Consider the following 13,068-nt stretch of genomic DNA (forward strand, 5'->3'; position numbering starts at 1 on the left):
AGAAACATGAACGACTCTGGGGTGCATGCGGTGGACATGGCCGTGGTGGGCGCCGGGCAGGCAGGACTGTCCGCCGCCCACCACCTGCGCCGGGCCGGATACGAGCCGGACCGGGACTTCGTGGTCCTCGACCACGCGCCGCGGCCCGGCGGCGCCTGGCAGTTCCGCTGGCCCACGCTGACCTACGGCCGGGTGCACGGCCTGCACGAGCTGCCCGGGCTGCCGCTGACCGGCGCCCGGGAGGACCTGCCCTCCGCCGAGGTGATCGGCGCCTACTTCGCCGGCTACGAGGACACCTTCGACCTGCGGGTGCACCGGCCGGTGGACGTCCGGGCGGTGCGCGAGGGCCCGGACGGCCGGCTGCTGGTGGAGACCACCGAGGGCACCTGGGCGGTGCGGGCCCTGATCAACGCCACGGGCACCTGGGACCGCCCGTTCTGGCCGCGCTATCCGGGCCAGGAGTCCTTCCGCGGGCGCCAGGTGCACACCGCCGGCTACCGCGGTCCGGAGGACTTCGCCGGCGAGCGGGTGATCGTCGTGGGCGGCGGCACCTCGGCCGTCCAGAACCTGATGGAGATCGCCGGGGTGGCGGCCGGGACGACCTGGGTGACCCGGCGCCCGCCGGTCTTCCGCAACGGGCCGTTCGACGAGGACCGGGGCCGGGCGGCGGTGGCGCTGGTCGAGGAGCGGGTCCGCAGCGGTCTGCCGCCGCAGAGCGTGGTCTCGGTGACGGGCCTGCCGATGACCGAGGCCATGCGGCGCGCCCGCGAGCAGGGAGTGCTGGTCCGGCGGCCGATGTTCGAGCGGATCACCCCCGAGGGGGCCCGCTGGGCGGACGGCAGCGCCGTCGCGGCCGACACGATCCTCTGGGCGACCGGCTTCCGCGCGGCCATCGACCATCTCGCGCCGCTGCGGCTGCGCGAACCGGGCGGCGGGATCCGGATGGCGGGCACCCGCACGCTGCGGGACCCGCGGGTGCACCTCGTCGGGTACGGGCCGTCGGCCAGCACCATCGGCGCCAACCGGGCCGGGCGCGCCGCCGTCCGCGAGATCCGCGAACTGCTGGCCGGGGCGGAACCCGGCGCGCCCGGGTCCGCTCAGGTGTCCAGCGGCTTCCTCGAGGTCTCCGGCAGCGCCAGGTAGACGCCGAAGGAGACCAGGCAGAGCAGCGCGACGTACCAGGGGAACCAGTCCGGGTGGCCGGCCTGCGCGAACCAGGTGCCCACATAGGGCGCGGTGCCGCCGAACAGCGCCACCGTGAGGGAGTAGGGGAACCCGATGCCCGCGGCCCGGACCCGTGCGGGGAAGATCTCGGCGTTCACCGCGGCCGCGACCGAGGTGTAGCCGGTGAGAAGCACCATGCCCGCGCACTGCACCAGCAGCAGGGAGACGAAGGCGTCGGTGACGAGCCGCAGCAGGGGCACGGCCAGCAGCGCGAAGCCGAGGGAGAAGCCGAGCAGCAGCGGCTTGCGGCCGATCCGGTCCGAGAGCAGGCCGCCCAAGGGCTGGAGCAGGGCGAAGAACGCGAGGGAGAGGGTGCCGACGAGCAATGCGTCGCCCTTGTCGAAGCCCGCGTTGACGGTGGCGTACGTCGGCAGGTAGGTCGTCCACGTGTAGTACGCGATGGTGCCGCCGGTGGTGATGCCGCAGATCAGCAGGGATGCGCGGGGGTGGTGGCGGAGCGCTTCGAACAGGCCCGGCCGCGGGGCGGACCGCTGTTCGGCGCTGCGGGTCTCCTGCGCGCCGCGCCGGATCCAGAACCCGACCAGGCTGATCACCGCGCCCAGCGCGAACGGCACCCGCCAGCCCCAGGCCGCCATCTGATCGTCCGTCAGCTGATGGGCGAGGAGCGCCGCGACACCGGAGGCGACGAGCTGGCCGACGGTCGTCGAGACGTACTGGAAGCTGGAGAACAGGCCACGCCGCCCCGGTCCGGCCGACTCCACCAGGAACGTCGTGGAGGCGGCGAACTCACCGCCCACCGACAGCCCCTGGAGCAGCCGGGCGGCCACCAGCACCACGGGGGCGAGCAGTCCCGCGGAGGCGTAGTCGGGGGTGAGCGCGACGAGCAGGCTGCCGCCGCCCATCAGCAGGATGGTGACGGTCAGCGCCGCACGCCGGCCGTGCCGGTCCGCCACCGCTCCCATCAGCAGCCCGCCGACCGGGCGCATGAAGAAGCCGACGGCGAAGACCGCGAAGGTGGACAGCAGCGGAACGAGCGAGTTCCCGGAGCCCGGCGGGAAGACCTGGTCCGCGAAGTAGACGGCCAGGAAGGAGTACGCATACCAGTCGTACCACTCGACCGCGTTGCCGACGGAGGCCGCCGCGAGCTGGCGCACGGCGGAGCCCCGGGAGCCGGTCGCGGGGGCGTCGTGCCCCGGAGCTGCATGTCCTGTGCTTGTCATGACCCTGGACCTCCCCGGGCAGGGAGTCCCGCACACCCGTACGGACACCACGATCCGGAACGGCGTGGGCCGGGGCGTACGGCGTTGTCCGCCGGACCTCCGCAACGGGCGGCGGGCGCGCTGCTGTCGGCCCGGGATGCCGGAACCGACGGGCCGCCCGGACCGGCGGTTCCTCAGGCCGACGGCGCTGTGGACCGACGATGTCGCGGTCCGGCGGTTCCCCGGACCGGCGGCTTCGGGGTCCGTGCCCGTGCCGGGTTCAGGTGGCGGCCGGTTCCCACGGCTGCCCGGTCGGAGCGAATCGAGTGTCCGCGTCCCGGCGGAGCAGTGCGGCGTATCGGCCGTCCTGGGCCAGGAGTTCCTCGTGGGTGCCCTGCTCCGCTATGCGCCCGGCGTCGAGCACCATGATCCGGTCGGCGTCGCGGACGGTGGAGAGCCGGTGCGCGATGGTGATGGTGGTCCGGCCGGCGGACAGCGCGTCGATGGCCTGCTGCACGGCGTGTTCGGTGCGGGTGTCGAGCGCGCTGGTGGCCTCGTCGAGGATGAGGACCGGCGGGTCGCGGAGGATGGTGCGGGCGATGGCCAGGCGCTGCTTCTCGCCGCCGGAGAAGCGGTGGCCCCGCTCCCCCACCAGGGTGTCGTAGCCGTCGGGCAGGCCGGCGATGTGGTCGTGGATCTGCGCGGCCCGGGCCGCGGACTCGATCTCGGCGTCGGTGGCGTCGGGTTTGGCGAAGCGCAGGTTGTCGGCGACGGAGGCGTGGAAGAGGTAGGTCTCCTGGGAGACGACGCCGACCGCGCGGGCCAGGGTGTCGAAGTCGAGGTCGCGGACGTCCGCCCCGTCCAGGGTGACCCGGCCGGCGGTCACGTCGTAGAGCCGGGGGACGAGATGGCCGAGCGTGCTCTTGCCGGAACCGGTCGGGCCGACGACGGCCAGGCTGCTGCCCGCGGGGACGGTGAGCTCGATGGCCCGGAGCGTGTCCGCACCCTCGGCCCCGTAGCGGAAGTGGACCGCCTCGAAGCGCACGTCGCCGCGGACGGTGGGCAGGCGTACCGGGTCGGCCGGTTCGGCGATGTCCACCGGCAGGTCGAGGTACTCGAAGATGCGCTGGAAGAGCGCCAGCGACGTCTGCATCTGCACTCCGGTGGAGAGCAGGCTGACGGTGGGGCGGAACAGCCCCTGCTGCAGGGAGACGAAGGCGACCAGGGTGCCCAGGGACACCATCGGACCGCCGAAGTGCTGGGCCATGCCCGCGGCCCAGTAGATGACGGCGGGCATCGCGGCCATCACGATGCCGATCACGGCCATCCGCCAGCGGCCCGCCATGCTGGAGCGGACCTCCAGCCCGACGAGGCGTTCCGACTCCTCGGCGAAGTCCCGCGTCAGGGAGTCGGCGCGGCCCATGGTGCGGCCGAGCAGGATGCCGCTGACCGACAGCGACTCGGTGACCATCGCGGCCATCGCGGCCAGCTGCTTCTGCCGCTGCGCGGTGATGCGCTTGCGCTCCCGGCCGACGCGCCGGCTGATCCAGACGAACAGCGGCAGCAGGGCCAGCGAGACCACCGTCAGCCGCCAGTCGAGGGCGAGCATCGCCACCACCGTGGCGACGACGCTGGTGAGATTGGAGACCAGCGAGGTGGCGGTGGACGTCACCGTGGCCTGCATGCTGCCGATGTCGTTGGCGATCCGGGACTGCACCTCGCCGGTCCGGGTGCGGGTGAAGAAGGCCAGCGACATCCGCTGGAGCCGGGCGTAGACGGCGGTGCGCAGGTCGTGCATGACGCGCTGGCCGACCGTGGTCGAGATCAGGGTCTGGAGGACTCCGAAGACGCTGCTCATCACGGCTGCGGCGATCATGCCGAGCGCGAGCAGGCTCAACAGGCCCGTCCGGGCCTGCGGAATGGCCGTGTCGAGCACTTCGCGCAGCATGAACGGCGACGCCACGGTGGTCAGCGAGGAGGCGCCGACCAGCAGCGCGACCAGGGCCAAGCGGCCGCGGTACGGGCGGAACAGGCGGAGGATGCGACGCAGTTGAGCGGGCGGTTCCCCCTCCGGTGAGGGCGGGCCGGCAGCCGTCCCGGCCTGCGGGTTCGCGGTCTGCGGGTTCGAGGTCTGCGGGTTCGCGGTCTGCGGGTGAAGCGGGTTCGTATCGGGGTGCATGGGCTCCTTCGATGGGTGTCGACAGTCGTCGGCCGGCACCTGTCCGGTGAACGCGGCGCCTTCCGGCGGGCCAGGGAGCCTTCCGGTGACGGCTCGCCGTCGGGGCGGGCGCGTCCGTGCGGCAAGGACCTCCCCGGGGCGAGGCGCCCTTCGGGCCGGGCGTCCGGCCGCCACCCGCACACAGCCGGTGCCAGCGGAGTGGCCGAAGAGAGCATAGCTCATTGTTACCTAAGCTCACAATGAACACAGTCCTGATAGCCTGGCGGACATGCCCTCCTCGTCCGACCGCCCCGGTACCGGCTCCTCCGGTACCGACTCCTCCGGCACCCTCGCCGAACAGCTCCTGCGGCTCACCCGGCGGCTGCACCGCGCACAGCAGCGGCACCTGGAGCCCCTGGGGCTGACCCCCGCGCAGTCCCGGCTGCTGCGGGCCGTGATGCACTTCGCCGAACCGCCGCGGATGGCCGATCTCGCCGAGCGGCTGGAAGTCGTGCCGCGCGCGGTGACGACGCTGGTGGACGCGCTGGAGGCGAGGGGTTCGGTGCGCCGCGTCCCGGACCCCGCCAACCGTCGTGTGGTGCGCATCGAGGTCACCGACGCCGGCCGGGCGACGCTCCGGCAGTTGCGCAGGGCCCGCCGCGCCGCCGCCGAGGAGATCCTGGCCCCGCTGACGGCGGAGCAGCGCGAGGTGCTCGGGGACTTGCTGAGCGACCTGATGAACGGGACCGGCCCGCGCTGCTGACCGTCGCGGCCCTGAAGCGCCCTCGGCCGGGGGCGGACCACTGCGGTCGGCCACGCATGCCGGACGACGGCAGGTACGCGTTCCCGGCCACCACCGCCCCCGCCCCGGCCGCACCCCCACCGTCGACCGTCACCGGCCTCCCACCGTGCCCGGGACGATCCGGCCCGACGGCCACGCAGACGCGGCCGGTTCTCCGCACAGGAGTCCATCGGCCCGGCGGGAGAGTCCAATTCGGATCTCTTGCGCATCACCGGCCCCACCCAGCAGGGTCCTGACCGAGGTTCACGCACCAGCCGCGCACATCCGCATGCCTGGAGGTCCGATGAACGAGTCAGTACCCGCCCCCTCCTCCCACGACGAGATCCCGTCCCCGGTCAGCCGGCGCTCCGTCCTGTGGACCGCGGGTGCCGCCGGGGCCGGGCTCGTTCCGGGGCTCGGCGGTCCCGGCGCGGCGACCGCCGCAGCCGCCGCTCCCGGCGCCGCAGCGGACTCCGGCGACTGGCCGGAACGCCAGGGGAAGACCATGATCGGCGTGCCCTTCGAGCGCCGCCGCACGGTGCGGGTCGGGATCGTCGGCCTCGGCAACCGCGGCGACAGCATGATCGATCTCTTTCTGGCGATACCCGGAGTGCGGATCGTGGCCGTCTGCGATCCGGTCAAGGCGAAGACCGAGAAGGCGGTCGCCAAGGTGACGGCCGCCGGTGGTCCCGCGCCGGCCGCGTATGCCCGGGGCGAGCACGACTTCGAGAAGCTGTGCGAGCGCGGCGACCTCGACTTCGTGTACGTCGCCGCGCCCTGGGACGGCCACTTCGCCATGGCCCGGTCGGCCCTGCGCAACGGCAAGCACGTCGGCGTCGAGTGCCCGCTGGCTCTGGAGATCGCCGAACTGTGGGAGCTCGTCGACCTCTCCGAGCGCACCCGGCGGCACTGCCTGCAGCTGGAGAACTGCTGTTACGGGCGGAACGAGATGCGGGTGCTGCGGATGGCGCACGCCGGGCTCTTCGGCGAACTGCTGCACGGCGCGGGCGCGTACATCCACGACCTGCGGGCGCTGATGTTCTCCCCGACGTACTACGAGGGGCCGTGGCGGCGGCTGTGGCACACCCGGCTGCGCGGCGACCTCTACCCCAACCACGGCTTCGGGCCCGTCGCCAACTACATGGACGTCAACCGGGGCGACCGTGCCGTGCGGATCAGCACCGTCGGCTCCCCCTCCCTCGGGCTCGCCGCCTACCGGGAACAGCACATGCCGGCGGGCGATCCGAGCTGGAAGGAGAGCTACGTCGGCAGCGACATGTCGGTCAGCCTGGTGCAGACGGCCAAGGGCCGGGTCATCCGGCTGGAGCACGCCGTGTCCAACCCGCACCCGTACAGCAGGCTGAACACGCTCGGCGGCACGAAGGGCGTGTTCGAGGACTACCCGGAGCGGATCTATCTGGAGCCGGAAAGGTCCGAGGACACCTGGGGCGACTTCGGGGCGTACGCGGAGTGGGACCACTGGCTCTGGAAGGAGCACAGCAACCCGCCCGGCGGCCACGGCGGGATGGACTACATCATGCTGTTCCGGCTGGTGCAGTGCATGCGCCTCGGGCTGGTCCCGGACTTCGACGTCTACGACGGGGCGACGTGGACGGCGCCGGTGCCGCTGAGCCACGCCTCGATCCGGGCCAAGGGGGCGCCGCAGGAGATCCCCGACTTCACCCGGGGGCTGTGGCGCGAGAGCCGGCCGGGGATGGATTCGGAGAAGCCGCAGGGGTGAACTCCGGGTCCCGGACCGGGTGTCCGGGACCCGCTCCCGGGTGCTCCGGTACCGGTGCGGGCACCGCCCGGCGAGCTCCGACGGCCCGGACGGTGGCCCGGACCCGGCGGCGTACGGTGCGGATCCGGGCGGCAGGAGGGCGGGTGACGCACCGGACGGGGATCGCCTCGCCCGGTCCGCGCAAGACCTGCCAGGCGCAGCACCGCAGCTCGCGGGGAGCGCCGGCGGCGCGAGACGTCAGGCCTTCAGACGGGCCTCGTCCCCCATCACGACGACCGGGTGCCGCGCCGGGTCCAGGGTGCTGAGGAGGTACCGCATCGCCGACTTGGGCACGCTCACACAGCCCGAGGTGCCGCTGCCGTGGTCCAGATGCAGCCAGATGCTGCCGCCCTTGGACTGTCCCTGCGGCCGGGTCGGATCGTTGGGCGGCGTCCCCTTCACCCGGTTGTAGTCGATGGCGATGACGTAGTCGAAGTCGTGCCAGTGGGTCCTGGGCCACTGGCGGGGGGCGGTGAACGCGGCCGAGCGGCTGTACGGGAGGGCCGCGCCGCCGGGTTCCGGAAGGACCCCGCCCGCGTCGGAGAGGGTGAACACCCCGACCGGGCTGCGCTTGTCGCCCTCGCGGTGGTCGGTGGTCCAGCCGCGTTTGCCGTTGTGCCCGGACCACTGGCGGGTCCGGTTCCACGTCCCGTCGGCCTTGGTCCAGAGCACGACGGTGGCGTCGGCCGAGTCCGCACCGCGGCCGTGGACCGTGACGACCTGCCGGGACGTGGCCGGGATCCGTGACCGGAGCCGGGGGCCGACGTCCGGGATGCGCTTGGCGTGGTCGACGGACGAGGCCGACGGAGCAGGGCGTGCTCCGTGGCCGTCGTGCCTTTTGCCGCCGCTGCCGCTGTTCCCGCTGCCGCAGCCGGCCAGCAGGGTCAGGCCGGCAACGGCGGCCACCGTGCGCAGAGTCCCCGGAATTCGCATGGAACACATGGTCGCACTCGACGGGAGCGCGTGGCGTGCGCGCTCCGGCGGGCGGCTTCTCGGGGCCGTTCCTCGCCCCACACGCTCCGGCGCATCCGTCGCCAGTGGGCGCTCCGCCGAAAAAATCGGTTGATTCCGGGTGGCCCGACGGACGAACCTTCAGCTCTCCCCCACCGTCGACGCCGGGATGGCCATGCAGATCCGCGATCTTCCGTTTGCCGATCCCGGCGTTCCCGATGTCCGGTCCGGGGCCCGGTTCCTGCTCTGGCTCGGCCGACAGCAGGTGGGCGGTCAGCTCAAGGCCGTCGCCTGGGGAATCGCCCATATGGCCGCCGTCGCCCTGCTCCCGGCCGCCGTGGGTTTCGCGGTGCAGGCCGTGGTCGACCGCTCCGGTGGCCGGCTGGCGCTCGGCGGCGGACTGGTCGCCGTGCTGGGCGTGCTGATCGCGCTCGGCGACACGATGCTGCACCGCGCCGCGGTCACCAACTGGATCACCGCGGCGGCGCGGTTGCAGCAACTGCTGTCCCGCCGGACCGCGGAGCTGGGGGCCACCCTGACCCGGCAGGTCGCGGCCGGGGAGGTCACCGCGGTGTCGACCGGTGACGTGGAGAAGATCGGCTGGTTCATCGAGGGGGTCTCCCGCTTCACCGCGGCCGTGGTCGCGTCCGTGGGGGTGTGCGCCGGGCTGCTGGTGTACCGGACCGAGCTGGGCCTCGTCGTGGCCTGCGGGTTGCCCGTACTGGCGCTGTCGGTCCTGCCGTTGCTGCCCCGTGCCGCCCGGCGGGCGGACGAGCAGCGGGAGAAGGCGGGCCGGGCCACCGAACTGGCCGCGGACACCGTCGCGGGGCTGCGGGTGCTGCGCGGCATCGGGGGTGAGGAGCTGTTCCTGGCCCGGTACCAGAACGCCTCGCAGGAGGTGCGGCGGGCCGCGGTGCACAGCGCCCGGATGTGGGCGCTGATCAGCGCGGTCCAGGTGGCCCTGCCTGGCCTGCTGCTCATCGCCGTGGTCGGGTACGGTGCCCGGCTGGCGCTCGACGGCCGGATCTCGGTGGGCGAACTGGTCACCGTCTACGGCGCCGTGACCTTTCTGCTCTTTCCGCTCCGCCAGTTCGAGGAGATCGCGATGGCCTACGCGTTCTCCCGGCCGTCGGCCGAGCGGGCGGCCCGGGTCCTGGCCCTGCGCCGCACCCCGCCCGGCGCCGACGCACTCACCGGCACCGCCGAACCGACCTGCACCGCCGAACCGACCGGCAGCGCTGAGCCAACCCGCAGTGCAGAGCCGACCGGGGCCGACGGCGCGGACGCGGTGCCGGGCGGGGACCTGTACGACCCCGGCAGCGGACTCCTCGCCCCCGCGGGACTGCTGACCGTGGTGGTGTGCGGCGACCCGGACGCGGCCGGGCGGCTCGCGGACCGGCTCGGCGGGCACGCCCCGCACGCCGTGGAGGGCGGAGCCGGGCCGTCCGCGCTGCTGGGCGGCGCCGCCCTGGACGCGCTGCCGCTGGAACGGGCCCGCGCCGCGGTGCTGGTGCAGGACAAGGACCCGGTGCTGCTCTCCGGGACACTCACCGAACTGCTCGACGTCCCCGCGTCGGGCGCGGTTCCGGCGGCGGAGGCGCTGGCGGCGGCCCAGTGCGGTGACGTCCTGGACGCCCTCGGCCGGGCCTGCGCGGACGGCTCCGGCGATCCGATGCGGGCCCGGATCACCGAGCGGGGCCGGTCGCTGTCCGGCGGGCAGCGACAGCGGCTGGCGCTGGCGCGTTCGCTGGTGGCCGACCCGGAGGTGCTGGTGCTGGACGAGCCGACGAGCGCCGTGGACTCGCACACCGAGGCACGGATCGCCGACGGGCTGCGCGGCCTGCGGAAGGGCCGCACGACGGTGGTGTTCAGTTCGAGCCCGCTGCTCCTGGACCGGGCGGAACGGGTGGTCCTCGTCCACGAGGGCACGGTGACGGCGGTCGGGACCCACCGCGAGCTGCTGCGCACCACACCCGACTACCGCGCGGTGGTGACCCGGGAGCCGGAGGAGGAGGAGGAGGAGGAGGCCGCGGTTCCGCGCACCAGGGACGCAGCGGACCCCCCACCGGGCGACGTTCACGACGGCGCCGGACCGGAGAACGGACTCCTCGGGCCCGGTCCGGCACACCGCCCCTCCGCGTCTCCGTCCGGCGGCACGGCACGCGAACAGATCGAGGAGGAGAACGCATGATCGGCGTCGCACCGCCCGGGTACGACCCGGCGGCATCGGAGTCGGTGGAGATCCTGCCGGTGGCCTCGGCCGCCACGGTGCGAGGCTATGTGACCGGCCTGCTGCGGCGGCACCGCCGTGCCTTCGTCGTGCTGCTGGCGGTGAACGCGGTCGCCGTGGTCGCGTCCGTGGTCGGCCCCTATCTGCTGGGCGGGCTGGTCGACGATCTGGTCCGCGGCGCCCGCGAGCTCCACGTCGGCCGCGTGGTCGCGCTGTTCGCGGTCGCGCTGGCGGTGCAGACCGTGTTCGTCCGGCAGGTGCGGCTGCGGGGCGCGGTGCTCGGCGAGGAGATGCTCGCCGATCTGCGCGAGGACTTCCTCGTCCGGTCCGTGGGGCTGCCCCCGAGCGTGCTGGAGCGGGCCGGGACCGGCGACCTGCTCTCCCGGATCACCACCGACATCGACCGGCTGGCGAACGCGATGCGGGAGGCGGTGCCCCAACTCGCCGTCGCCGTGGTGTGGGCGGGACTGCTGCTCGGCGCCCTGACGGTGACGGCGCCGCCGCTGGCGCTCGCGGTGCTGGTGGCGTTGCCGGTGCTGGTGATCGGGTGCCGCTGGTACTTCCGGCGGGCACCGGCCGCCTACCGTTCCGAGACCGCCGGGTACGCGGCCGTCGCGGCGGCGCTCGCCGAGACCGTGGACGCCGGGCGGACCATCGAGGCGCACCGGCTCGGCGCCCGCCGGGTGGGTCTGTCGGAGCTGCGGATCCGGCAGTGGACCGCATGGGAGCGGTACACCTTGTGGCTGCGCTCCGTCCTGTTCCCGGTGGTCAATGCCTTCTACGTGCTGATCCTCGCCGGGGTGCTGATGATCGGCGGCAGCTTCGTCCTCCAGGGGTGGATGAGCGTCGGCGAGCTGACGACCGGTGCGCTGCTCGCCCAGATGCTGGCCGAGCCGGTCGGCATGATCCTGCGCTGGTACGACGAGCTCCAGATCGCCCAGGTGTCGCTGGCCCGGCTAGTCGGGGTCCGGGAGATCGAGCCCGGGGCGGGCGACCCGCGGGTGGTGCCCGCGGGGCGGGCCGTGCGGGCGGATGAGGTGCGGTTCGGCTACCGGGAGGGCGACGACGTACTGCACGGGGTGTCGCTGGAGGTTCCCCCGGGGACCCGGCTGGCGCTGGTCGGCCCGTCCGGAGCGGGGAAGTCCACCCTGGGCCGGCTGCTGGCGGGCATCTACGCCGCCCGGGCCGGGGAGGTCACGCTGGGCGGCGCGGAGCTGGCCCGGATGCCGGCGGAGCGGGTGCGCGAACAGGTGGCGCTGGTCAACCAGGAACACCATGTCTTCGTCGGCTCGCTCCGGGACAATCTGCGGCTGGCCCGGACGGACGCCGGGGACCAGGAGCTGTGGGCCGCGCTCGGCGCGGTGGACGCCACGGGCTGGGCGACGGCGCTGGAGCGGGGCCTGGACACCGAGGTCGGTTCGGGCGGGACGGCGCTGACCCCGGCGCAGGCGCAGCAGATCGCGCTGGCCCGGCTGGTGCTGGCCGATCCGCACACGCTGGTGCTGGACGAGGCGACCTCGCTACTGGACCCGCGGGCCGCCCGGCATCTGGAGCGGTCGCTCGCGCGGGTGCTGGACGGCCGTACGGTCGTGGCCATCGCGCACCGGCTGCACACCGCGCACGACGCGGATGTGATCGCCGTCGTGGAGGACGGGCGGATCAGTGAGCTGGGCCGGCATGACGCGCTGGTGGCGGCGGACGGGGCGTACGCGGCGCTGTGGCGGTCCTGGCACGGCTGATCGCCGGGGCCCGTCGCGAGGCCAGGCCGCGGGCGGGGGCCCCTGCCGGTTGCCCGCCATGCCATCCGCGCCGCCGGCGAGCCGGACACACCTGCGGCCCGGGACGGAAATGCTTCCGTCCCGGGCCGCAGCGAGGGGGCATCGGGGCGCTCCGGAGGCCGGACCGCACCTGGGGCCCGTCAGATGAAGTTCAGCGCCCCGAGGCCTCCGATGCCGCCGAGCAGCATGAACGCGGGCATGAGGACCTTCAGCTCGACCCAGCTGCCGGCCCGGAAGCGCATCCCCTTCGGGGGCCCGAGCGGGTACCAGCGCTTCCCGGCGATGGGGATCGGCCAGAGGATCGGGCAGCCGGAGACGGTCAGGGCGTCGCCGATGTCGTGGACCAGCGCCCCGAGGATGATCGGCAGGCCGAGCCAGAGGTACTCCAGGCCCGGGGCGGTGAACAGCCAGTCGGCGCCGTTGCCGGGTTTATGCAGGATGTCCGCGAGGATCCAGGCGCTGGTCGCGCCGAGCAGCCAGACCAGGATGTCACTGGAGACCCGGGCGGCCCGCCACAGCAGGCCCTCGACGGCGAGCACCATGTGGACGAAGAGCAGGCCCAGGACGGCCCAGCGGCCGCCGGTCATGGCGAGCACGGAGGCACCGGCGCCGATGAGCACGGCCCAGACCCAGGTGTGGGTGAGCGTGCGGTGGCCGCCGGAGCGGCGGGGGTCCACCGAGGTGCGGGTCGCCTTGTAGACGGAGTAGGAGATCTTGTCGATCACTTCACAGAGGACGCGCGAGACGGGCCCGAAGGCCCGGGATATCGTCGCCGCCTTGTGGTCGAGGTCGGGGGCGAGGGCCGCGCCCGCGCAGACGAAGGCGCCGACGACCAGTACGGGCCAGGGCATCGGGTAGCCGGCCGCCGCGGCTGCCGCTCCCACCCCCAGCCAGGCTGCGGCTCCCGACAGCGAATGCGCCGGTCCCATCATGGTCGTTCCCCACCCCTTTGGTGTTGTTGTACTGACGCCTCGTCGGCGGCTCAGCGTATCCTCCGCGATCTTCG

9 protein-coding genes are annotated in these 13,068 nt (G+C 73.7%); 5 read left to right on the top strand and 4 right to left on the bottom strand.

Annotated elements, in window-relative coordinates; genetic code table 11:
• Positions 1-6: 6 nt before the first annotated feature.
• On the top strand, positions 7-1,143 hold the full coding sequence (locus ACFYYR_RS19930) for an NAD(P)-binding domain-containing protein (protein ID WP_388854824.1): 1,137 nt from the start codon (positions 7-9) through the stop codon (positions 1,141-1,143).
• Here ACFYYR_RS19930 and ACFYYR_RS19935 read toward each other — a convergent pair.
• Both ACFYYR_RS19935 and ACFYYR_RS19940 read right to left on the bottom strand, forming a co-directional pair.
• The gene (locus ACFYYR_RS19935) at positions 1,098-2,405 is read right to left on the bottom strand and encodes an MFS transporter (protein WP_388854827.1); all 1,308 of its coding nucleotides are present in this window, start codon (positions 2,403-2,405) and stop codon (positions 1,098-1,100) included. The genes ACFYYR_RS19930 and ACFYYR_RS19935 overlap by 46 nt on opposite strands.
• A 259-nt stretch (positions 2,406-2,664) precedes the next feature.
• Positions 2,665-4,563 (bottom strand): ABC transporter ATP-binding protein, encoded by a 1,899-nt coding sequence (locus ACFYYR_RS19940; RefSeq protein WP_388854830.1) that lies wholly within the window; start codon positions 4,561-4,563, stop codon positions 2,665-2,667.
• Between the two features lie 268 nt (positions 4,564-4,831).
• Between ACFYYR_RS19940 and ACFYYR_RS19945 the strand changes: the two genes are divergently transcribed.
• Together ACFYYR_RS19945 and ACFYYR_RS19950 are read left to right on the top strand one after the other, a co-directional pair.
• Entirely contained in the window at positions 4,832-5,305 is a 474-nt protein-coding gene (locus ACFYYR_RS19945) for a MarR family winged helix-turn-helix transcriptional regulator (RefSeq protein ID WP_388854833.1), read from the top strand.
• A gap of 322 nt (positions 5,306-5,627) precedes the next feature.
• Positions 5,628-7,064 (top strand): Gfo/Idh/MocA family protein, encoded by a 1,437-nt coding sequence (locus ACFYYR_RS19950; protein WP_388854837.1) that lies wholly within the window; start codon positions 5,628-5,630, stop codon positions 7,062-7,064.
• 237 nt (positions 7,065-7,301) lie between these two features.
• Here ACFYYR_RS19950 and ACFYYR_RS19955 read toward each other — a convergent pair whose 3' ends face one another.
• Positions 7,302-8,036: a L,D-transpeptidase family protein gene (locus tag ACFYYR_RS19955; protein WP_388854840.1), complete on the bottom strand. Its 735-nt coding sequence runs from the start codon at positions 8,034-8,036 to the stop codon at positions 7,302-7,304.
• A 193-nt stretch (positions 8,037-8,229) separates the two neighbouring features.
• Here ACFYYR_RS19955 and ACFYYR_RS19960 point away from each other — a divergent pair, with 193 nt between their 5' ends.
• Together ACFYYR_RS19960 and ACFYYR_RS19965 are read left to right on the top strand one after the other, a co-directional pair.
• The gene (locus ACFYYR_RS19960) at positions 8,230-10,245 is read left to right on the top strand and encodes an ABC transporter transmembrane domain-containing protein (protein WP_388855421.1); all 2,016 of its coding nucleotides are present in this window, start codon (positions 8,230-8,232) and stop codon (positions 10,243-10,245) included.
• Positions 10,242-12,023 carry an ABC transporter ATP-binding protein gene (locus ACFYYR_RS19965; RefSeq protein ID WP_388854843.1) on the top strand — a complete coding sequence of 594 codons (1,782 nt, stop codon included), beginning with the start codon at positions 10,242-10,244 and terminating at the stop codon, positions 12,021-12,023. The genes ACFYYR_RS19960 and ACFYYR_RS19965 overlap by 4 nt, the downstream gene beginning before the upstream one ends.
• Positions 12,024-12,202: 179 nt before the next feature.
• Here ACFYYR_RS19965 and ACFYYR_RS19970 read toward each other — a convergent pair whose 3' ends face one another.
• Entirely contained in the window at positions 12,203-12,994 is a 792-nt protein-coding gene (locus ACFYYR_RS19970) for a metal-dependent hydrolase (protein WP_388854846.1), read from the bottom strand.
• Positions 12,995-13,068: the final 74 nt, after the last annotated feature.

The sequence above is a fragment of the Streptomyces sp. NPDC001922 genome (assembly GCF_042891165.1).
Taxonomy (GTDB): domain Bacteria; phylum Actinomycetota; class Actinomycetes; order Streptomycetales; family Streptomycetaceae; genus Streptomyces.